Genomic DNA, 21,261 nt, shown 5'->3' with positions numbered 1-21,261 from the left:
GCATTCCTCCTATCGGTGCCGCACTACGTCAGCGGCCGGACAACCCCTCCAGTCTAGGAGCCGCGAAGGGGTGCTCTCGACGCGTTATCCGTGCGGCGACCTCGTGGCAGGCCGCGCACCCGCACGTGCGGGAGGCGTGCATCGTGCCGACGTTCCGCTGGGTGCCGGGCTCCCAGAGCTGCTCGCGTATGCCGCCGGGCGAGGTCACGGTCGGCAGCAGCGTCGGGGTCGGGTGGGGGTCGGCCGAACCGGTCCGGCAGCACCGGCACGGCGTGTAGCCGCCGTTCCCGGGCTCGTGCCACGCCTGCTGGTGGCCGCAGCCGCGGCACAGGTGGACGAGGACGCTCATGCCGGGTCGGCACCCTCTCCGTTCGAGGTGATCGCGTCAGGCACGTCGGTGACGCCATCACCTCGAACCAGGGGCGCGACGGGCATGAGGACGGAGAAGCCCGCCCCGTCACCGCGGATCGCCAGGGGGCGGTGCGGACCGTCGAGCACGAGCGTCGGCCGGGCGCCCGCGACGGCGAGCGCCTCGTGGAGGAACTCGGGGTCGACGAAGACGGCTGCGTCACCGGCACCGACGCCACGCGGCTCGGCCACGTGGACCGAGCCGTCACGCACGACGAGGCCGACCGTCTGCGCCTCCACCGGCAAGCGAGCCTGCAGGCCGTCGGCGTCGACGGCATCCCGACCCGCGTCGGTGGCCACGATGCTGCGGTAGTCGGGGAACGAGCCGGCGACCACCGGGGTCGCGGCCAGCTCACCGTCGACGAGCGCACCCACCTGCCCCGGGCGCACGTCGAGCTCGACCACGGCGTCCGCGTCGATGCGGCCGCACCTCTCGGCGACCCGGTCGGCCCAGCCGAGCGGGACGACGGCGGACACCGGGTGGTCCGGCGAGGCCGTCGGTGGGATGACGACGGGAGCCCACCCGACGGCGAGGCGGTAGCGGTCGGTGGCGACGCACCGCACCTCGGCGCCGCACACCTCGACGAGGATCCCCGTCAGGACGCGCAGGTCCACCCCGTCGGGGGCGCCCGCCACCGGCTCCCCCGGCGCCACGGCGAACCGGACCGCGCCCAGGGCCGCGGCGAGATCAGCGGCACGGACCGTGACCCGACAGGCCTCCGAGCCCGCGTGGTCGCGCTCGGCGAGGAGGGCCAGGGTGCGCACGATCTCGCGCCGGGCATCCGCCAACCCGTCGACGAGGCGCTGCTCGTGGGCGGTGACGACGTCCGCGGCAGCTCCGGACGCACCCCGCGCGTCCTCGTCGAGCACGAGCGCGACCTCGGCGAGCGGCATACCGACCCGGCGCAGCGACGCGAGGAGACGGGCGGCGCGCACCTGCGCGACGGCATACCTCCGGTAGCCCGTCAGGGCGTCCACGTCGGCCGGGACGAGGACGCCCTCTCGGTCGTAGAAGCGCAGCGCGCTGGCGGTGAGGCCACTCCGACGGGCGACCTCCCCGATCGTCAGGAGGCGGTCGTCGACGGCAGCGGGCTCGGGCTCGGCGGGCATGACGAGAAGACTGGGCCCTCGACCGGGTCGAAGGTCAAGCGGTCAGTGGGTCGAGTCGGCGACGGCGTCCGCGACGGCGTCCGCGTCCGCCCGTCGTCCATCCGTCACCGTCGTGGCCCCCACGACGACGGCCCCGGCGAGCGAGATGCCGGCGGTCACCCAGGCCGCGACGTTCCAACCGGCCACGAGCCCCGACGCCCCCGAGCCGGTCCCCGCGTGCGCCGCGACGACGACGGCGACCACCGTGACCCCGATGGACGAGCCGAGGTAGCGGGCCGTGTTGTTCGCGCCGCTACCCATCCCGCCCCGCCCCGGCGGCACGCTCGCGACGGCCTCACGCCCGAGAGCGGCGTTGAGGACCCCACTACCCACCCCGGCGACGAGCAGCCCGGGCAGGAACCGGGCCCAGGAGGACCCGGGCGTGATCCCCGACAGCGCGAGCTGACCTGCGGCCACGACGACCAGCCCACCCGCCAGCTGCGCCCTGCCGGACCACCCGGCCGGCAGCCGCCGGGCCAAGAGGGCGAACACGACGCTCGTCCCGGACCAGGCGAGGAAGAGGACGGCGGAGGTCGTCGGGGGCAGACCGAGAGCCAGCGCGAGGAATCCGGGGAGGAACGACAGCAGGCCGATCGCGCCGGCACCGGTCGCGAGCGCAGCCGCGCTCGCGGCGACGAACCGGCCGTCACGGAAGAGGGACGGGTCGACCATCGGGAAGGACGTGCGCCGCTCGGCCACCACGAACGCGGCAGCCGAGGCCGCGCCGAGACCGAGCAGGACGAGGACCTCCGGCCGGCCCCACCCGTTGCGCCCTTCGACGAGCGCCGCGAGGAAGCCCGTGGTCGCAATGGCGAGCAGCGTCGCGCCCCACGCGTCGAGCGGTCGACGTTCGTGCGACCGGGTCTCGTCCAGCCGGCGTCGTGCGACTGCGGCCAGGCCGAGCGCCGCCACGGCGAGGACGACGTACGTGTCGCGCCACGACGCCCAGCGGTCGAAGGCGCTCGCGACGAGCGGGCCGAGGGCGATGCCGCCTCCGACACTCGCACCCCACACCCCGCTCGCGGCCGCCCGGGCCGCCCCGGGCTCGAACCAGTGGGCGACGAGGCCCAGGCTCGCCGCGATGACCGCCGCGGCGCCGATGCCCTGGCCGACCCGGGCGAGGACGAACACGAGCGTGCCTCCGGCGAGAGCGGCGGCGAGGCTCGATGCCGCAAGGACGACCAGGCCACCCACGAGGACGCGACGCCGACCGCGGTCGTCGGCCAGGGTCCCTGTCGTCAGCAGTGCCGCCCCGAGCCCGATGCCCATCGAGCTGAGGATCCACGTGCGTCCGGCGACGTCCGACCCGAGCGCCGCGGTGACCGAACCGACCGTGGCCAGAGGGGCCGTGAAGGCGACGAGGGCCAGGACGGTGCCCACCGCGGCCACGGCGAGCGCCCGCCGGGCCTGCTCTCCGGTTCGGGGCGCGGTCGCCCCGCGCGTCGTCGTATCGGGTGCTGCCTGCCGGGTGCGGCTCATGACGTCCTCCATGGTCTCGATTGGTCTGTTGAACAGACCAAGGCGTACCTTCATTCCATGGCACTCGGGACGGACTACAGCGGACAGGACTGCTCGCTCGCCAAGGCACTCGAGGTCGTCGGCGAGCGGTGGTCGCTGCTGCTCGTTCGCGACGCCTTCCTCGGCGTCACCCGTTTCAGCGACTTCCGGCGCCGCCTCGACATCTCCAAGGCGGTCCTCAGCCAACGGCTCGGATCGCTCGTCGAGGCCGGCGTCCTCGAGCGCCGGATGCACGGCGGACACGACGCATACGTCCTCACCCCCTCCGGCGAGGCGCTCTGGCCGGCCGTCCACGCCCTCACGCGCTGGGGGGACGCCACGACGTCCACGCGGGGGCCGCGGCGGCTCTTCCGCCACGTGCCCTGCGACGCCGACGTCGACGTGTTCGGTCGCTGCCCCGTCTGCGGAACGACACCACCCGCGGCCGAGCTCGAGACCCGGCCCGGACCGGGAGCCGGCACGGACCCGCCCGCCAACCCGCTGTCCGCGAGGCTCCGGGAGCCCCACCGCCTGCTGGCGCCGCTGCGCGAGTGAGGGGGCGTAACGCGGGAGACACATCGATGCAGCACGATGTTCCCCATGAACAGCCCCCTGCCCCCGGGTGAACCGCTCAGTGCGGAGCACGCGCGGCTCATCGACTCCCCCGGCCACGACGCCCCGTGGCGCCTCTGGGGCCCCTACCTCTCCGGCCGGCAGTGGGGCACGGTCCGCGAGGACTACTCGGCCGAGGGCAAGGCGTGGTCGGAGTTCCCCTTCGACCAGGCCGTGTCGCGCGCCTACCGCTGGGGCGAGGACGGGCTCGGAGGCATCAGCGACCGCTTCGGCTTCCTCAACTTCTCCGTCGCCCTGTGGAACGGCAAGGACCCGATCCTCAAGGAGCGCCTCTTCGGCCTGACGAACGAGGAGGGCAACCACGGCGAGGACGCCAAGGAGTACTGGTGGGCCCTCGACGGCACCCCGACGCACTCGTGGATGCAGTGGCTCTACCGCTACCCGCAGGCCGAGTTCCCCTACGAGCAGCTGCGGCGCGAGAACCGCGAGCGCACCCGCGACGAAAGGGAGTTCGAGCTCGGCGACACGGGCATCCTCGACGACCACGAGTTCTTCGACGTCACGATGACCTATGCCAAGGCCGAGGCCGACGACATGTGCATCCGGATCTCGGCGACCAACCACGGGCCGGCTGCCGCGCCGCTCCACGTGCTGCCGACGATCTGGCTGCGCAACACCTGGTCCTGGGGCGTCGACGACCGCGTCACCGAGCTGCGCGAGATCCGCCGCAACGGTCGCCCGACGCGTGGCTACCGCGCCGCCGAGGTGACGCACGGCTTCCTCGGCCGCTACGTCCTTGCGGCGTCCGGCTCCCCCACGACGCTCTTCTGCGACAACGAGACGAACGCCCGGCACGTCTTCGGCGACCGGGCGCTCGCGAACCAGTCGCTCTACCCGAAGGACTCGATCAACGAGCGGGTCGTCCACGGCCGCACCCAGGCCGTCAACCCCGGCGGCTACGGCAGCAAGTGCTCGTTCTGGTACCGGTTCGACGCCGTCGAGCCGGGTGAGACCGTCACGGTCGACCTGCGCCTCGCGACCGGCGACCCCGGGATCGAGTGGTTCGGCGAGCCGTTCGAGGAGGTGCTCGGCTCCCGGTCGGCCGAGGCCGACGAGTTCTACGGGCACGTCATCGACGCCTCTCTCGACGAGGCCGACCGCCACGTCGCGCGCCGGGCGTACGCCGGCCTCCTCTGGGGCAAGCAGCTCTACCGCTACGACGTGCGCCAGTGGGTCGACGGCGACCCCGTCGGCCCGGCGGTGGCCGAGTCGCGCAGGAAGGGCCGCAACGAACACTGGAAGCACCTCGCCCTCGCCGACATCATCTCGATGCCCGACGAGTGGGAGTACCCGTGGTTCGCCGCGTGGGACCTCGCGTTCCACACGATCCCGCTCGCCCACGTCGACCCGGAGTTCGCCAAGGAGCAGCTGCTCCTCATGTGCCGCGAGTGGGCCATGCACCCGAACGGCCAGCTCCCGGCGTACGAGTGGGAGTTCGGCGACGTCAATCCGCCGGTCCACGCGTGGGCGGCCTGGCACGTCTACCGCATCGACGGCTACCGGGACCGCGAGTTCCTCGTCCGCGTCTTCACCAAGCTGCTGCTCAACTTCGCGTGGTGGGTCAACCGCAAGGACGCCAACGGTTCCAACCTCTTCGAGGGCGGCTTCCTCGGGATGGACAACATCGGCCTGTTCAACCGCTCCGCTCCCCTGCCGCCGGGCTTCCGCCTCGAGCAGTCCGACGCGACGAGCTGGATGGCCTTCTACTGCCAGCAGATGCTCAAGATCGCCCTCGAGCTCGCGCGCACCGACAAGGCGTGGGACGACGTCGCGACGAAGTTCCTCGAGCACTTCCTCTCGATCGCCCAGGCGATGCGGCACTTCGGGTCCAGCGACAAGTCGCTGTGGCACGAGGAGGACGGCTTCTACTACGACGTCCTCGTGCAGCCCGACGGGCGCGCGCCGCACATGCGGGTGCGCTCGATGGTCGGCCTGCTGCCGATCCTCGGTGCGACGGAGATCCCATCGTGGGTCGTCGACGAGTGCCCCGACGTGACGAGCCGCTTCCAGTGGCTCCAGCAGCGCCGGCCCGAGCTCGTCAAGCCGATGCTCGCCCGCGAGGACGGCAAGATGCTGCTCACGCTCGTGCCGCCGAAGCGCCTGCGCCGCATCCTCGAGCGGATGTTCGACTCAGAGGAGTTCTTGTCCCCCTACGGGATCCGGTCGCTGTCCGCCGCGACGCGCCAGGCCGTGACGGCGACGCTCGGCAGCGAGACCGTCTCGATCGAGTACGAGCCGGGCGAGTCGCGCACCGGCATGTTCGGCGGCAACTCCAACTGGCGCGGGCCGGTCTGGTTCCCCACGAACGTCCTGCTCGCGGACAAGCTGCGCACCTACGGCCGCTACTTCGGCGACGACTTCCGGATCGAGATCCCGACCGGCTCGGGCGACTGGCGCACGCTCGACGAGGCGGCCGACGTCATCGACGGCGGCCTGACGGCGCTCTTCCGCCCCGTCGACGGCCGCCGCCCCTCCGACGGCAAGCGCATCGAGTCCTCGCCGGACCCGCTGTGGTCAGCGCACCCGACGTTCTCGGAGTACTTCGACGGCGACACCGGCGAGGGCCTCGGCGCGACGCACCAGACCGGGTGGACCGCCCTCGTCGCGCACCTGCTCAACCCGCGGCTGCCCCCCGACCCGCGCACCATGGGCTGGGCCTGAGCGACACGGCATACGTCCTCGGTCGGTCCGGGCGTGCCCGGCGGGTCGCAGAGGGCGTATGCCGTCCGGCGGGCGAGGCGTGTCGGGTGACCCGCCGCGCTCGGGTAGCGTGAGCCAGCGTGAACGCGCCCATCTCCGTTCGTGACATCTCCGCAGCCGAGCACCTCGCCTGGCTGCGATCCCAGCCCTCGGCGAGCTTCCTCCAGACGCCGGCCTGGGCCGACGTCAAGAAGGAGTGGCGCGCCGAGTCGGTCGGCTGGTTCGAGGGCGAGGAGATGGTCGGCGCCGCGCTCGTGCTGCACCGCTCGCTCCCACGCCTGAAGCAGTCGCTGGCCTACGTGCCCGAGGGTCCGTGCATCGACTGGGCCTCACCGCGTCTCGTCGAGCTGCTCCGCGCGCTCCGCGACCACCTCAAGGCCAAGGGTGCCTTCGCGCTGAGGCTCGGGCCGCCCGTGGCGACGCACCGCTGGCGCACGGCCACGATCAAGGCGGCCATCGGCGACCCGGACATCCGCCGCTACGACGACGCGACGCCCGACGTCGTCGAGCCGGTGGGCACAGCGGTCGTCGCCGAGCTGCAACGGCTGGGCTTCCGCCACCTCAGCCCCGACGACGGCTTCGCCGCCGGTCAGCCGGAGTACGTCTTCCAGGTGCCGCTCGCGGGCCGCACCGAGGCCGACGTGCTCGCCGGCATGAACCAGCTGTGGCGCCGCAACATCAAGAAGACCGCGAAGAACGGCGTCACGGTCCGGGTCGGGGACGCCTCCGACCTGCCGGCCTTCCACCGCACCTACGTCGAGACGGCCGAGCGCGACCGCTTCACGCCGCGTGGTCTCGCCTACTTCGAGCAGATGTACGCCGCGCTGTCGGCCGAGGACCCCGAGCGGATCCGCGTCTACCTCGCCGAGCACGAGGGCGACGTCCTCGCGGCGACGATCTTCATCCGGGTCGGAGAGCACGCCTGGTACTCCTACGGCGCGTCGACCTCGGCCAAGCGAGAGCTGCAGGGCTCGACGGCCATCCAGTGGCGGATGATGCAGGACTCGATCGCAGCCGGCGCCGGCGTGTACGACCTGCGCGGCATCACCAACACCGTCGACGAGGCCAACGCGCACATCGGGCTCATCCGCTTCAAGGTCGGCACCGGTGGCGAGGCCGTGCGGCTGGCCGGCGAGTGGGACCTGCCGCTGAACCGCTTGCTCTACAAGGCTTTCGACCTCTACATGAAGCGGCGGTGATCGGCCGTGTCCTTCGTCCTCCACGTCGACGGTGAGCGCTGGCGTGCCGGCCACGACCGTTTCGTCGCCGAGCACCCCGGCGTCGTCCCCGTCGTCAAGGGCAACGGCTACGGCTTCGGTCGTGACCTCCTCTGCGCCGAGGCCGCCCGCCTCGGGGTGCCGATGGTCGCGATCGGCACCTACGCCGAGCTGCCTTCTGCGCTGGGCGCGTTCGGCGGTGACGTGCTCGTCATGGAGCCCTACCGTGCGGCCGTCCACGCCGACCTGCCCGACCTCGCGAACCGCCGCGTCGTGCACACCGTGACGACCGAGTCCGACCTCGGGAGCCTTCGCGAGGTGCTTTCGGACGCACGGGTCGTCGTCGAGGGCCTGACGTCGATGAACCGCTACGGCACGCCCGTCGCCGACGTGGCCGGTCTGGCCGGCGCCGCCGACGCGGTCGGGGTCACGCTGCACCTGCCGCTCGGGACCGGCCACGTCGAGGAGATCTCGCGCTTCATCGCCGCGGTCCCCGGCGTGCGCACGTGGTTCGTGTCGCACGTCTCGCCAGCCGAGCTCGCCGCTCTCGCAGCGCGTTTCCCCGAGCACGAGTTCCGGCCGCGCATCGGCACCGACCTCTGGTACGCCGACAACGGCTCCTACGAGGTCCGCGCGCAGGTGCTCGACGTGCGCCCCGTCACCAAGGGCACGCGAGTCGGTTACCGACAGCGAGCGGTCGCCGCGGGCCACCTCGTCGTCGTCAGCGGCGGCACGTCGCACGGCGTCGCCATGGAGAGCCCGTCGTCGGCCGCCACGGCACGGTCGCGTGCCATCGCCGTCACCGAGGGTGTGCTCGAGGCAGCGCACCGGGTGCGGTCGCCCTTCACGGTGTCGGGCGTCATGCCGCGCTTCGCCGAGCCGCCGCACATGCAGTGCAGCCTGCTCGTGCTGCCGGCCGGCGTCGCTCCCCCACGGATCGGCGACGTCGTCCCGGTCCGGATGCGCCTGACGACGACGAACCCGGACGCCGTCGTCGTCTCCTGACATGGCACAGCGACGGCAGGAGGGACGTCTCGCGGACGTCCCGCGGACGCCGACGCGTCCATGCGGGTCGGAACTAGGGCCGCGCCGTCGTCGGGATCGTGAGGACCTCGGCGCCGTCGTCCGTGATGGCGATCGTGTGCTCGCTGTGGGCCGTGTGGCTGCCGGTGGCGCTCCGGAGCGTCCACCCGTCGGCATCGGTCACGAGCTCGGCGGTGCCGGCCATGACCCAGGGCTCGAGGGCGAGCAGGAGTCCGGGGCGCAGCGTGTAGCCGCGGCCCGGGCGGCCGGTGTTCGACACGTGCGGGTCCTGGTGCATCGTCGACCCGACGCCGTGGCCGCCGAACTGCGTGTTGATCGGGTAGCCCGCGTCGGAGAGGACCGAGCCGATGGCATACGAGAGGTCCCCGACGCGGGCGCCCGGCCCGGCCGCGGCGATGCCGGCGGCGAGCGCACGCTCGGTGGCCCCGATCATCGCGACGCTCTCCGGAGGCCGGGACCCGCCCACGACGAAGCTGATCGCGGAGTCGGCGACGACCCCGCCCAGGTTCACGGCGAGGTCGAGCGACAGCAGGTCGCCGTCGGCGAGCGACCGGTCGTGAGGCAGCCCGTGGAGCACGGCGTCGTTGACCGAGGTGCAGATGTAGTGGCCGAACGGGCCCCGCCCGAAGGACGGCGCGTAGTCGACGTAGCAGGACGCGGCTCCCGCCTCGAGGATCATGGCCTTCGTCCAGCCGTCGATGTCCAGGAGGTTCGTGCCCACGGCAGCGCGGCCCTTGAGGTCTTGCAGGATGTCGGCGACGAGAGCTCCGGCGGCCCTCGCGCGGGGCAGCTCGGAGGGGCTGAGGATCTCGATCATGCGGCGCCTTTCGATGCGACTGCGGTGCGACCAATAACTATCCCGGCCATGTTATCCCGGTCTAGGATCGTGGTCATGGTCAGGTTGCCGCTCACGCCCGCGGAGGTCGAGCGCGGACAGCGCCTCGGCGCCCTGCTGCGTCGGGCCCGCGGGGATCGCACGATGCTCGAGACCGCCCTCGAGGCACGGATCTCCCCCGAGACCCTCCGCAAGATCGAGTCCGGCCGCGTGGCCACCCCGGCCTTCCCGACGATCGCAGCGATCGCCGAGGTCCTCGGCCTGTCCCTCGATGCCGTGTGGGCCGAGATCAGCCCACCCGAGGCCGGCGCCGCCCCACGGGGCTCCGGTCCCGACCGTCGGGACCGCATCGCCTCGTAGGCCCTCGTGCCGACGACCGCCGGTCCTGCCATGCTGTCGGCATGGAACGCGTCCTCGGCATCGGCGGCTACTTCCTCAGGGCTGCGGACCCCACGGCCCTCAGCACCTGGTACCGCGAGGTCCTGGGACTGGACTTCGACGCCAACGGCCTGTGGCAGCAGGAGGCCGGGCCGACCGTGTTCGCCGCGTTCCCGGCCGACACGGACTACCTCGGCGCCCGCACCCAGCAGGTCATGCTCAACGTCCGGGTCGGCGACCTGGACGCCATGCTCGCCCAGCTGCGCGCCGCCGGGGCGGAGGTCGACGCCGAGAGCCAGGACCTGGCGGGCGTCGGGCGGTTCGGCTGGGTGACGGACCCGGAGGGCAACAGGATCGAGCTGTGGCAGCCCAGCTGACGACGGCTCGGGCCACAGGTCAGGCGCCCTCGCTCCCCTCGATGACGTCGAGGTCGCGCACGGCGTAGCGGTGGTGCTCCCACTCCTCCTCGAGGAGCGTGTGCAGGCACGAGAGCACCGTCTCGGGGTGGGCGGGGTCGTGCGGGTTCGGTCGGGACGACGCGAGCAGCTCGGGCGTGACGCCCGCGATGACGTCGCGCACCATCGCGACGCGGCCTGCCCGCGCCTCGAGGACCTCGCCGTAGGACGGTGCGTCCTGCGCGAGCACCGTCACGTCGAAGCCGTCGTCCGCGGTCGCAACGTCGATCAACCCGTAGGGGTGGTAGGGCTGCTCCTCCCCGAGGATCGCCTTGCGCAGCCACGTGTCCGTCGCCAGCACGAGGTGCCGCAGCGTCTGGGCGAACGACCACTCGCCGGCCACCGACACGTCCACCGTGCCGGACGGCATGGTGTCGACACGCGCGAGCGTGGCGGCCCAAGTGTGCTCCAGCCGGTCCCAGGCAGTGGCGAGTCCCTCCGGATCGGTCGCCCGCCGGTCGGCACGTCCGGGGAAACGACGGTTGAGCTCGGCATCGACGAGCGGGACCACGTCGACGCCGTTGACGAGCAGGACGTTCTCGCCGTCGAAGAGCCACGGCGCATCGATCTCCACGCCCTCCGCCTGCACGCCGCGCATGACGACGCCGGAGATGTCGGCGCCGACGAAGCGCGCGCCGCGCAGGTCCGTGTCGACGAACTCCGCTCCGTGCAGGTCGTCGGTCGAGCCGAAGGTTGCCATGACGTCTCCTCGTCGTACGCCGCGCAGGACGGCTCAGACTACCGATCGAGCGCGGCTCGGCTCGGGATCGGACCCACCTCGACGAGCTCGACCGTCACCGCCGGGCGATATCGTCGTCCCGGACGGTCGGCGTCCGGGAGGTGAGAGGTGTGCGGTACGACACGAGTCCCACGGCACGGGCCCTTCTCGCCCTAGAGGCCATCCAGGACAGCCCCGGCATCACGGCGGAGCGGCTCGGCGACCACCTCGGGGTCTCCGAGCGCGCCGCCCGTCGCTACGTCGCGATCCTCCGCGAGGCCGACCTGCCCATCGAGTCGGTGACCGGCCCACACGGCGGCTACCGGGTCGGCCGTGGGCTCCGTCTGCCGCCACTGATGTTCACGGCCGCCGAGGCGCTCGGCCTCGTCATGGCCGTGCTCGAGGGCCACCGCGGCGCCGCTGACCCGACCGAGCTCGTCGGGGCCGCCCTGTCCAAGATCCTGCGCGTGCTCCCCCAGCAGGTCGCCGAACCGGTGCGGGCGGTCCGCCGGGTCACCGGGCCCCCTCCGGACCCGAGCCTGCGCGTCGACCCTGCCGTGACGGCCCAGCTCGTCGAGGCGTGCACGAGGTCGCGCCGGGTGCGCCTCGACTACCGCCTCGAGGACGGCCGGCAGCGGCCCATGGAGATCGATCCGTGGGCCGTCGTCCTGCGTCACAGCCGGTGGTACCTCCTCGGCTGGTCGCAGACGAGCGACGCCCAGCGCGCCCTGCGCGTCGACCGGGTCCGGTCGGTCTTCACGACGTCGGTGACCTTCGACCCCCCGGAGGACCTGGACGCCCTGCGGACGCTGGAGGAGCACCTCCCCCAGGGCTGGCGCCACGACGTCGACGTCCTCCTCCGGGCCGACCTCGACGAGGCCACGCGATGGATCCCGCGCAGCCTCGGACGGCTCGAGCCGGTCGAGGGCGGGGTCCGGCTGAGGGCCACGACCGACGAGCCCGAGTGGTACGCCCGCCAGCTCGCCGTCACCCCGCTGACCTTCGAGGTGGTCGGGTCCCCCGCGCTCGTCCAGGCCACCGAGGACCTTGCCGCGCGGCTCGTGAAGTCGGCGGGCGCCGTCGACGCCACCCCCAACGATCCCGCCGATCGCTGACCCGCCCCCAGCGGGTACGACACCGTCACGGCGGCCCGTGCAGCAGCCGACGTCCACAGGTCCCCGCGCACTAGGGTGATCTCGACCGGACCGGGGAGGCCCCCGGTCCCGACCCGAGGAGCGGCAGATGAGCTTCAACGACAGCGCCCAGCTCGACACCTCCCAGGTGCAGAGCGGCGGCAGCGGAGGTGGCGGCGGAGGCGGAGGCTTCCCCGGCGGCATCCAGGTCGGCGGAGGCATCGGCGGCCTCATCCTGCTCGTGCTCATGCTCATCTTCGGCGGAGGCAAGATCCTCGGTGGCGGCGGTGACTCCGCCACCGGCGCCGGTGGCCTCCCGTCCCAGCAGCTCGAGAGCAGCCAGGTCGCGGCCGCGGGCCAGGTCGACCAGGGCGAGTTCTCCCAGTGCAAGACCGGCGCCGACGCCAACAAGAACGACGTCTGCCTCATCATCGCGACGGTCAACAGCGTCCAGGACTACTGGGGCAAGACGCTGCCGAAATACCAGATGAACTACGAGCCGGTGAAGACCGTCATCTACCAGGGCCAGACCCCGTCGGGCTGCGGCACCGCCAACTCGCAGGTCGGCCCGTTCTACTGCCCGCTCGACGCCAAGGTCTACGTCGACGCGAGCTTCTTCGAGGAGCTGCAGAGCAAGTTCGGCGCCGACGGCGGCCAGCTCGCCAAGGAGTACGTCATCGCGCACGAGTACGGCCACCACGTGCAGGACCTCCTCGGCATCCTCGACCGGGCGCAGCAGGACCCCCAGGGCCCCAACTCCGGCGCCGTCCGCATCGAGCTCATGGCCGACTGCCTCGCCGGCACGTGGGTCAAGCACGCGACCGAGACGACCGACGCCGACGGCACCCCACTGCTCAAGCCCATCACCGAGCAGGACATCACGTCCGCGCTCTCGGCCGCGTCAGCCGTCGGAGACGACCGCATCCAGAAGAAGATGCAGGGTCGCGTCACTCCCGAGAACTGGACGCACGGCTCGTCGGAGGCCCGCCAGAAGTGGTTCCTGCAGGGCTACCAGACCGGCGACCTCAACCAGTGCAACACCTTCGGCGTCGAGACCGTCAGCTGACGCCACCCGGCGGCGCCTCGTCCAGCTCGATGCGCACGGCTCGCCCACGGCGCAGCGCGGTCTCGAGCACGTCGCGCTTCGGGTCGGGCAGGTCGTAGAGCTCCCGCATCGGCAGCCCCGCCAGGGCCCGCAGGGCTCCGGCGTCGAGGACCTCGCGCACGAGCGTGCGGTCCCCGCCGACGACCAGAGCATGAGGTATGCCGTCTGCTCCCGTCGCCGGTGACTCGTCGTCCCCGAGGAGCACCCGTCGCGCGTGGCCGACAACGGCATCGACGAGCTCGTCGGCCTGCTTCCCCCGTCGGCGGGCGAAGCGCTGCTGCGACCACCCACCCGCTGCGGTGCGTGACTGCACGTGGCGCGTCCCGACCTTCGAGGCGGTGAAGGCACCGGCGGAGGCCAGCCCCACGGCATACCCACCGCGCCTGACGAGGATGACACCGAGGGGCTCGTGGGCGAACGGCGTTGCCACGACGGTGGATCCGTCGGCGGCGCGGGCGGACACGACGACGCCGCCGGGAGTGGACTCCTCGGCGGCGTCGTAGGTGCCGTGCCGCTCGGCGAAGCCCGCCATCCAACGGTCGAACCGCACGGGGTCGACCTCGATGACGCGCGTCGTCACGAGCGCGGGTGCTGCTGGCTCAGAGGTTGAAGCCGAGGGCGCGCAGCTGCTCGCGGCCGTCCTCGGTGATCTTGTCGGGACCCCACGGCGGCATCCACACCCAGTTGATGCGGTGCGTGGTGACGAGGCCCTCCAGCGCCTGAGCGGTCTGGTCCTCGATGACGTCGGTGAGGGGGCACGCGGCAGACGTCAGCGTCATGTCGATGACGGCGTGCGACTGGGCGTCGACGGTGATGCCGTAGACGAGGCCGAGGTCGACGACGTTGATGCCGAGCTCGGGGTCGACGACGTCGCGCATGGCCTCCTCGACGTCGGCCACGTTGGGCGGGGTGGTGGTCTGGGTCATGACGAAACTCCTTGGGGGGAGGTGGAACTCGTGGAAGAGATGTCGACACCGGCTCGGGCGAGGGCATCGGTGAAAGCGGACCAGCCGAGCAGGGCGCACTTGACGCGCGCGGGGTACTTCGAGACGCCGGCGAAGGCGACGCCGTCACCGATGACGGTCTCGTCACCGGCCACCTGGCCTCGGGAGGTCAGCATGGCGCGCATCGCCTCGAAGGTCTCGAGGGCCTCGTCGACGCGGTGGCCGATGACCTCCTCGGCGAGGACGGACGCGCTCGCGACGGAGATCGAGCAGCCCTGCGCCTCGTAGGAGACGTCGGTCACGACCGCCTCGGCACCCGTGCCGGAGACGTCGACCCGAAGGGTCACCTCGTCGCCGCACGTCGGGTTGATGTGGTGCACCTCGGCGTCGAACGGGTCGCGCAGGCCCGCGTGGTGCGGGCGCTTGGAGTGCTCGAGGATGAGCTCCTGGTAGAGGTCCATCAGCTCGCCTCCCTCTCGGTGTCGAGCCCGAAGACGACGGGCACCCGGTCGAGCGCCGCGAGCAGCGCCTCGACCTCGGCGACGGTGTTGTGGACGGCGAACGACGCACGGGTGGTCGCGGTGGCCCCGAGAGCCCGGTGCAGCGGCCACGCGCAGTGGTGGCCCACGCGTACGGCCACCCCGGCGTCGTCGAGCACCTGGCCCACGTCGTGGGCGTGCACGCCGTCGACGACGAACGCGACGGCACCGCCGCGTGGCGTGCCGACCGCAGGACCCACGACACGCACCCACGGGCGCTCGGACAGACCGCGCTGGAGCAGGTCGACGAGAGCGGCCTCGTGCGCGTGGATGCGGTCGATGCCGAGACCCTCGATCCACCGGACGGCGGCCGCTAGGCCGACCGCCTGGGCGGCGTTGGGCACGCCGGCCTCGAACTTCTGCGGCGCCGGGGCGTAGGTCGACCGTTCCATCGTGACGAGCTCGATCATCGAGCCGCCCGTGAGGAACGGTGGCATGACCTCGAGCAGCTCGGCGCGACCCCAGAGGACGCCGACCCCCATCGGGCCGTACATCTTGTGGCCGCTGAAAGCGATGAAGTCCGCGCCGAGCGTGGCCACGTCGACCCCGAGGTGCGGCACCGACTGGCACGCGTCGACGACGACGAGCGCTCCCACGGCGTGTGCGCGGGCGGCGAGGTCGGCGACCGGGTTGACCGTGCCCAGCACGTTGGACACGTGCGTGAACGCGAAGACCTTGGTGCGCTCGGTGAGCAGCTCGTCGAGCCCGGACAGGTCGAGTGCGCCGTCCGCGTCCACCGGGACCCAGCGCAGGGTCGCACCCGTGCGACGGGCGAGCTCCTGCCAGGGCACGAGGTTGGCGTGGTGCTCCATCTCGGTGACGAGGATCTCGTCACCGGCACCGAGCACGAACCGCTCGTCCTTGGGGTCGTCGGTCGGGGCCGCGTTGGAGAAGGCGTACGCGACGAGGTTGAGCGCCTCGGTGGCGTTCTTCGTGAAGACGACCTCGTCAGCAGGCGCCCCGATGAACGACGCGACGGTCGCGCGGGCGGCCTCGAAGTCGTCGGTCGCCTCCTCCGCGAGCTGGTGCGCGCCGCGGTGGACCGCGGCGTTGTGCTGCTCGTAGAACGCGCGCTCGGCGTCGAGGACCGGCGTCGGCTTGTGCGACGTCGCCCCCGAGTCGAGGTAGACGAGCGGCCTGCCGTCGCGCACCGTGCGCGTCAGGATCGGGAAGTCGCCGCGGATCGCGGCGAGCTCCCCGTCCGTGAAGGGCAGGACGTCGGCCATTCGGCTCAGGCCTCGACCGCCGCGGCCGGGGCCGCGGTGAGGTAGCGGTCGTAGCCCTCGTCCTCGAGGCGGTCGGCCAGCTCCGGGCCACCCTCCTCGACGACCTTGCCGTCGACGAAGACGTGCACGAAGTCGGGCTTGATGTAGCGCAGGATGCGCGTGTAGTGCGTGATGAGCAGGACGCCGAGGTCGCTCGAGTCCTTGGCCCGGTTGACGCCCTCGGAGACGATCTTGAGCGCGTCGACGTCGAGGCCGGAGTCGGTCTCGTCGAGGATGGCCACCTTCGGGCGCAGCAGCTCCATCTGGAGGATCTCGTGGCGCTTCTTCTCGCCACCGGAGAAGCCCTCGTTGACGTTGCGCTCGGCGAACGCGGGGTCCATGCGCAGGTTGCCCATGGCGGCCTTGACGTCCTTGACCCACGTGCGCAGCTTGGGCGCCTCGCCGTCGATGGCCGTCTTGGCGGTGCGGAGGAAGTTGCTCACCGTGACGCCGGGGACCTCGACGGGGTACTGCATCGCGAGGAAGAGGCCGGCACGGGCGCGCTCGTCGACCTTCATGGCGAGGACGTCCTCGCCGTCGAGCGTCACGGTGCCGCCGGTGACGGTGTACTTCGGGTGGCCGGCGATGCTGTAGGCCAGCGTCGACTTGCCGGAGCCGTTGGGCCCCATGATCGCGTGCGTCTCCCCCGACTTCACGGTGAGGTCGACCCCGCGCAGGATCTCCTTGGGGCCGTCCTCGGTCTCGACCGAGACCGTCAGTCCCTTGATCTCGAGCGTGCTCATGGGTCAGTTCTCCTTGTTCGTGATGCTGGGCGTGTGCTGGGTGGGAGCGGCGTAGGCCGTCGACGCGAGCTCGTCCTCGATCGCCGCGGTGATCTCGTCCCGCAGGTCGGCGAGCGGGATCTCGCGGATGATGTCGGCGAAGAAGCCGCGCACGACGAGGCGCTTCGCCTCGTCCTCGTTGATGCCGCGCGACTGGAGGTAGAAGAGCTGCAGGTCGTCGAACCGGCCTGTCGCAGAGGCGTGTCCGGCACCCTCGATCTCGCCGGTCTCGATCTCGAGGTTCGGCACCGAGTCGGCGCGGGCGCCGTCGGTCAGCACGAGGTTGCGGTTGAGCTCGTAGGTGTCGGTGCCCTCGGCCTCGGCGCGGATGAGCACGTCGCCGACCCACACCGTGCGCGCGGTCTCACCCTGGAGCGCACCCTTGTAGGTGGCCCGGCTCTTGCAGTGCGGTGCGTTGTGGTCGATGTACGAGCGGTGCTCGAGGTGCTGGCCGGCGTCGGCGAAGTAGACGCCGAGCAGCGTCGCGTCGCCACCCGGGCCGGCGTAGCGCACGTTGGCGTTGACCCGGACGACCTCGCCGCCGAGCGACACCGAGAGGTGCTTGAAGCGGGCGTCGCGCCCGACGAGGGCGTCGTGCTGGGCCAGGTGCTGGGCGTCGTCGGCCCAGCGCTGCACCGACACCACGGTGAGGTCGGACCCGTCACCGGTGACGACCGAGACGAGCTGCGCGTAGCGGGCTGAGCCCGTGTGCTCGACGACGACGGTCGCCTTGGAGAAGCGGCCGGCGCGCACGACGAGGTGACCGTGCACGGGCTCACCGCCACGGCCGACGAGCGACAGGCGTACGGGCTCGTCGAGCTCGGCCTCGGCCGGGATGTCGAGCAGCACGGCACCGCCCGCGGCCGCGCCCGCCACGACGGCTGCGCGGTCCTGCGGCGGCAGGACGCCGAGGGCCTGGGCCTGCTCGGAGGTGATCGTCGACGTCGTGACGCCCTCGGGGAGCGACGTGCTCCAGTCGAGGCTGCCCGTCGCGCCCTCGGCCAGCAGGGCGGCGAGCTTCTTGACGGGCGTGAAGCGCCAGTCCTCCTCGCGACCCGACGGGATCGGGAAGGCGGCGACGTCGAAGGACGCCGTGCGCTCGGCACGCGACTGGTCGGGCACGAAGGCCGCGGCGGAGTCGGTGTGGGCGGCCGCGCCGGGGGCAGCGACGGTGGTGGTGGGGGCGGCGTCGGGCACCGTGGTCTCGCTCTGCTGGGTCTCGGGGATGTCGGTGGTCGTGTCAGCCAGAAGGCTCATCAGCCGACGGCTCCTTCCATCTGCAGCTCGATGAGGCGGTTGAGCTCGAGGGCGTACTCCATGGGCAGCTCGCGCGCGATGGGCTCGATGAAGCCGCGCACGATCATCGCCATGGCCTCGTCCTCGGCCATGCCGCGCGACATGAGGTAGAAGAGCTGGTCCTCGGACACCTTCGAGACCGTGGCCTCGTGTCCCATCGAGACGTCGTCCTCGCGGATGTCGACGTAGGGGTAGGTGTCGGATCGGCTGATCGTGTCGACGAGCAGGGCGTCACAGCGCACGGTCGAGGCCGAGTGCGACGCGCCCTCGAGCACCTGCACGAGGCCGCGGTAGCTCGCACGGCCGCCGCCACGGGCGACCGACTTGCTGATGATCGAGCTCTTCGTGTTGGGAGCCGCGTGGACCATCTTGGAGCCGGTGTCCTGGTGCTGGCCCTCGCCGGCGAAGGCGATGGAGAGCGTCTCGCCCTTCGCGTGCTCGCCCATGAGGAAGACGGCGGGGTACTTCATCGTCACCTTGGAGCCGATGTTGCCATCGACCCACTCCATCGTCGCGCCGGCCTCGCAGGTCGCGCGCTTCGTGACGAGGTTGTAGACGTTGTTGGACCAGTTCTGGATCGTCGTGTAGCGCACGCGGGCGTTCTTCTTGACGATGATCTCGACGACGGCCGAGTGGAGCGAGTCCGACTTGTAGATCGGGGCGGTGCAGCCCTCGACGTAGTGCACGTAGGAACCCTCGTCGGCGATGATCAGCGTCCGCTCGAACTGGCCCATGTTCTCGGTGTTGATGCGGAAGTACGCCTGGAGCGGGATGTCCACGTGGACACCCTTGGGGACGTAGATGAACGAGCCCCCCGACCACACGGCGGTGTTGAGCGCGGCGAACTTGTTGTCGCCGGCCGGGATGACGGTCGCGAAGTGCTCGCGGAAGAGGTCCTCGTGCTCCTTCAGGGCCGTGTCGGTGTCGAGGAAGATGACGCCCTGGGCCTCGAGGTCCTCACGGATCTGGTGGTAGACGACCTCCGACTCGTACTGGGCTGCGACACCGGAGACGAGGCGCTGCTTCTCGGCCTCCGGGATGCCCAGACGGTCATAGGTGTTCTTGATGTCCTCGGGCAGGTCGTCCCACGTGGCGGCCTGCTTCTCGGTCGACTTCACGAAGTACTTGATGTTCTGGAAGTCGATGCCGGTGAGGTCCGAGCCCCACGAGGGCATTGGCTTCTTGCCGAAGAGGCTGAGGCTCTTCAGGCGCAGCTTCGTCATCCACTCCGGCTCGCTCTTGCGGGCCGAGATGTCGCGCACGACGTCCTCGTTGAGCCCTCGACGCGCCGTGGACCCGGCCACGTCGCTGTCGGCCCAGCCGTACTCGTAGGTGCCGATGCCCTTGAGGCCGGGGTTCAGCTCTTCGATGTGCGTGGTCATGAGGAACCTTCCTTGACGTGCGTGAGCGTGTCGGTGGTGCTCGAACGAGGTGGGGCAGCCTCCGGGTCAACACCCGAGGGCTGCGTGGTCTTCCGGGGGCGGGAGCCGATCCCACCGGTCGGGACGAACGTCGTGCAGACGTGGTGTCCGCCCGCGAGGGTCGCGAGGCGCTGGACGTGCACCCCGAGCAACCGGGAGAACGCGTCGGTCTCGGCCTCGCAGAAGGCCGGGAACTCGGTGGCGACGTGCTGCACCGGGCAGTGGCCCTGGCACAGCTGGACGCCGGTCAGGCCGCCGGCGCCGACGGGCCGGGCGGTGGCGGCGAAGCCGTCCTCGCTCAGCGCCTCGACGAGGGCCTCGGTGCGCGCGGCGGGGTCGTCGCCGGCGGCGGCGAGCCGGGCGGCATACCGCTCCTCGAGCGCGCCGACGCGGCTGCGGGCGAAGTCGCCGACGGCCGCGGGTCCCGCGTGCTCCTGGAGGTAGCGCAGCACCTCGACGGCGAGCGAGTCGTAGTCGGCCTCGAGGGCGTTGTGGCCGGCGTCGGACACGACGTAGGCGCGAGCAGGGCGTCCACGGCCGCGGCGACCACCGGTGGGCTCGTGCGGGACGACGGCGCCCTGCTCGACGAGCGCGTCGAGGTGACGACGCACGGCAGCCGGTGTCAGGTCGAGATGACGCCCGAGCTCGGCGGCCGAGATCGGGCCGTCGGCAGAGACCATGTGGAGCACCCGCGAGCGCGTGCGCGACTCGAGCGGCGAGACGTGCTGGCCGTCCTCGCCGTCCTTCGTCTCACGCGGGGCGTGCGCTCCGATAAACACCACACCATTGTGACGTAATTGGGGCTGCGACTCCAGTTAGGTCGTCCTTACCGCCAGGTAGCGCGATCGGCGTCGTCGTCCCCGTCGTCCCCGTCGTCATCGTCGTCGTCATCCAGGTCGGGCGGCATGATGACCGATGGCATCCGCGTGCGCGGCGGCGCGACGGCGTCCTCCCCGAACCAGCGCCTCCGCAGCGGGGCCGTGACCCAGCCCAGGGGGCAGGTGAGCACGTAGCCGTACGCGAGCGCCATGCCCGTCGCGCCGGGGAAGAGCGCGAGCCCCAGCGCGATGACGATGCCGAGGGGGATCGTGATCCGCAGGTGGCGCGGCGACAGCAGGTCGCGGAAGGAGCGGAAGCGGAACGACGAGGCCATGAGCGCGGCCGGGACCACCCCGGCCGCGACCGGCACGAGGGGCGCCCAGTCGTAGAGGGGCTCGCCGATGGCGAGCACCGTCGAGATGACGACGCCCGCGGCACCGGGGCTCGCGAGACCGACGAAGTAGCGCTTGTCGGCCAGCGGGTCGATGGTGACGTTGAAGCGGGCCAGTCGGTAGGCCGCGCAGGCGAGCCAGAACATCGCCCCGGCCCAGGCCCAGACCGGGTAGGCCGGCAGCGCCCACGTGTAGACGAGCACGGCGGGTGCGATCCCGAACGAGATGAGGTCGGCGAGGGAGTCGAACTGCAGGCCGAACGGCGTGATGGCACCGACGGCACGGGCCACCGCGCCGTCGCAGATGTCGAGGACGATCGAGATGCCGACGAGCACCGCGGCCGCGCGGAAGTGCCCCTGGAACGACAGGAGCACCGACGAGAAGCCGCACAGCATGTTGCCGAGCGTGAAGAGGCTGGGAAGGGTCGCCCGCGCACGGACGCGCGGGTTGAGCCGGTCGAGCGGGATGACCCGGGCGCCGGTGGCCGACACGAGCCGGATGCGCCGGCTCACGCGGTCGCGCCGGCGGGGC

22 protein-coding genes are annotated in these 21,261 nt (G+C 71.8%); 8 read left to right on the top strand and 14 right to left on the bottom strand.

The genetic code is table 11. The annotated features are described in order from the left end of the window. Positions 1-28 precede the first annotated feature (28 nt). The 3 genes from ASH01_RS14075 to ASH01_RS14065 are packed head-to-tail and all read right to left on the bottom strand — an operon-like array spanning position 29 to position 3,036. Complete coding sequence (locus ASH01_RS14075; protein WP_056776814.1) at positions 29-349, bottom strand: hypothetical protein; 321 nt, start codon at positions 347-349, stop codon at positions 29-31. Next, positions 346-1,518 (bottom strand): DNA polymerase III subunit beta family protein, encoded by a 1,173-nt coding sequence (locus ASH01_RS14070; protein ID WP_056776811.1) that lies wholly within the window; start codon positions 1,516-1,518, stop codon positions 346-348. Before ASH01_RS14070 ends, ASH01_RS14075 begins: the two co-directional genes overlap by 4 nt. 42 nt (positions 1,519-1,560) lie before the next feature. Next, the gene (locus ASH01_RS14065; RefSeq protein WP_056777750.1) at positions 1,561-3,036 is read right to left on the bottom strand and encodes an MFS transporter; all 1,476 of its coding nucleotides are present in this window, start codon (positions 3,034-3,036) and stop codon (positions 1,561-1,563) included. Positions 3,037-3,093: 57 nt separating this feature from the next. Here ASH01_RS14065 and ASH01_RS14060 point away from each other — a divergent pair, with 57 nt between their 5' ends. From ASH01_RS14060 to ASH01_RS14045, 4 genes are all read left to right on the top strand, one after another. Next, positions 3,094-3,609 (top strand): winged helix-turn-helix transcriptional regulator, encoded by a 516-nt coding sequence (locus ASH01_RS14060; protein ID WP_056776808.1) that lies wholly within the window; start codon positions 3,094-3,096, stop codon positions 3,607-3,609. Positions 3,610-3,654: 45 nt separating this feature from the next. Next, complete coding sequence (locus ASH01_RS14055) at positions 3,655-6,348, top strand: MGH1-like glycoside hydrolase domain-containing protein (protein WP_056776805.1); 2,694 nt, start codon at positions 3,655-3,657, stop codon at positions 6,346-6,348. 119 nt (positions 6,349-6,467) lie between these two features. Beyond that, positions 6,468-7,586: a lipid II:glycine glycyltransferase FemX gene (locus tag ASH01_RS14050; RefSeq protein ID WP_056776803.1), complete on the top strand. Its 1,119-nt coding sequence runs from the start codon at positions 6,468-6,470 to the stop codon at positions 7,584-7,586. Positions 7,587-7,592: 6 nt separating this feature from the next. Continuing rightward, positions 7,593-8,609, top strand: coding sequence for an alanine racemase (locus tag ASH01_RS14045; RefSeq protein WP_056776800.1), 1,017 nt, complete (start codon positions 7,593-7,595; stop codon positions 8,607-8,609). A 73-nt stretch (positions 8,610-8,682) separates the two neighbouring features. On the opposite strand, the gene map is transcribed toward ASH01_RS14045, so the two are convergent. Then, a complete protein-coding gene (gene map, locus ASH01_RS14040; RefSeq protein WP_056776798.1) occupies positions 8,683-9,465 on the bottom strand; it encodes a type I methionyl aminopeptidase in 783 nt (260 codons plus the stop codon). A 75-nt stretch (positions 9,466-9,540) separates the two neighbouring features. Here map and ASH01_RS14035 point away from each other — a divergent pair, with 75 nt between their 5' ends. Together ASH01_RS14035 and ASH01_RS14030 are read left to right on the top strand one after the other, a co-directional pair. Next, positions 9,541-9,843: a helix-turn-helix domain-containing protein gene (locus ASH01_RS14035; protein WP_056776796.1), complete on the top strand. Its 303-nt coding sequence runs from the start codon at positions 9,541-9,543 to the stop codon at positions 9,841-9,843. A gap of 41 nt (positions 9,844-9,884) precedes the next feature. Continuing rightward, positions 9,885-10,238 (top strand): VOC family protein, encoded by a 354-nt coding sequence (locus ASH01_RS14030; protein WP_056776794.1) that lies wholly within the window; start codon positions 9,885-9,887, stop codon positions 10,236-10,238. Positions 10,239-10,257: 19 nt separating this feature from the next. Here the strand turns inward: ASH01_RS14030 and ASH01_RS14025 are convergent, their stop codons facing one another. After that, a complete protein-coding gene (locus ASH01_RS14025) occupies positions 10,258-11,016 on the bottom strand; it encodes a DinB family protein (protein ID WP_056776790.1) in 759 nt (252 codons plus the stop codon). Positions 11,017-11,165: 149 nt separating this feature from the next. Between ASH01_RS14025 and ASH01_RS14020 the strand changes: the two genes are divergently transcribed. Continuing rightward, positions 11,166-12,149, top strand: coding sequence for a helix-turn-helix transcriptional regulator (locus tag ASH01_RS14020; protein ID WP_056776786.1), 984 nt, complete (start codon positions 11,166-11,168; stop codon positions 12,147-12,149). Between the two features lie 127 nt (positions 12,150-12,276). Then, entirely contained in the window at positions 12,277-13,233 is a 957-nt protein-coding gene (gene ypfJ / locus ASH01_RS14015) for a KPN_02809 family neutral zinc metallopeptidase (RefSeq protein ID WP_056776783.1), read from the top strand. Here the strand turns inward: ypfJ and ASH01_RS14010 are convergent. The 9 genes from ASH01_RS14010 to ASH01_RS13970 are packed head-to-tail and all read right to left on the bottom strand — an operon-like array spanning position 13,226 to position 21,242. Continuing rightward, positions 13,226-13,852, bottom strand: coding sequence for an acVLRF1 family peptidyl-tRNA hydrolase (locus tag ASH01_RS14010; RefSeq protein WP_056776780.1), 627 nt, complete (start codon positions 13,850-13,852; stop codon positions 13,226-13,228). The genes ypfJ and ASH01_RS14010 overlap by 8 nt on opposite strands. A gap of 19 nt (positions 13,853-13,871) precedes the next feature. Then, positions 13,872-14,198, bottom strand: a complete 327-nt coding sequence (locus ASH01_RS14005) for a metal-sulfur cluster assembly factor (RefSeq protein ID WP_020144129.1) — start codon at positions 14,196-14,198, stop codon at positions 13,872-13,874. Beyond that, on the bottom strand, positions 14,195-14,677 hold the full coding sequence (gene sufU, locus ASH01_RS14000) for a Fe-S cluster assembly sulfur transfer protein SufU (protein WP_056776777.1): 483 nt from the start codon (positions 14,675-14,677) through the stop codon (positions 14,195-14,197). The genes ASH01_RS14005 and sufU overlap by 4 nt, the downstream gene beginning before the upstream one ends. Further along, entirely contained in the window at positions 14,677-15,981 is a 1,305-nt protein-coding gene (locus tag ASH01_RS13995; RefSeq protein WP_056776774.1) for a SufS family cysteine desulfurase, read from the bottom strand. Before ASH01_RS13995 ends, sufU begins: the two co-directional genes overlap by 1 nt. 5 nt (positions 15,982-15,986) lie before the next feature. Continuing rightward, positions 15,987-16,763, bottom strand: coding sequence for a Fe-S cluster assembly ATPase SufC (gene sufC, locus ASH01_RS13990; RefSeq protein ID WP_020144126.1), 777 nt, complete (start codon positions 16,761-16,763; stop codon positions 15,987-15,989). Positions 16,764-16,766: 3 nt separating this feature from the next. Then, a complete protein-coding gene (gene sufD, locus ASH01_RS13985) occupies positions 16,767-18,050 on the bottom strand; it encodes a Fe-S cluster assembly protein SufD (RefSeq protein WP_200961804.1) in 1,284 nt (427 codons plus the stop codon). Between the two features lie 8 nt (positions 18,051-18,058). Next, a complete protein-coding gene (gene sufB, locus ASH01_RS13980; protein WP_020144124.1) occupies positions 18,059-19,480 on the bottom strand; it encodes a Fe-S cluster assembly protein SufB in 1,422 nt (473 codons plus the stop codon). Beyond that, on the bottom strand, positions 19,477-20,301 hold the full coding sequence (locus ASH01_RS13975) for a helix-turn-helix transcriptional regulator (protein ID WP_056776771.1): 825 nt from the start codon (positions 20,299-20,301) through the stop codon (positions 19,477-19,479). The genes sufB and ASH01_RS13975 overlap by 4 nt, the downstream gene beginning before the upstream one ends. A gap of 44 nt (positions 20,302-20,345) precedes the next feature. Continuing rightward, positions 20,346-21,242 carry a CDP-alcohol phosphatidyltransferase family protein gene (locus ASH01_RS13970; RefSeq protein WP_235509614.1) on the bottom strand — a complete coding sequence of 299 codons (897 nt, stop codon included), beginning with the start codon at positions 21,240-21,242 and terminating at the stop codon, positions 20,346-20,348. Positions 21,243-21,261: the final 19 nt, after the last annotated feature.

The sequence above is a fragment of the Terrabacter sp. Soil811 genome (assembly GCF_001429655.1).
Lineage (GTDB): Bacteria > Actinomycetota > Actinomycetes > Actinomycetales > Dermatophilaceae > Terrabacter.
The sequence above is the reverse complement of the archived record's forward strand: the minus strand, read 5'-3'. Positions and strand labels throughout refer to the sequence as shown.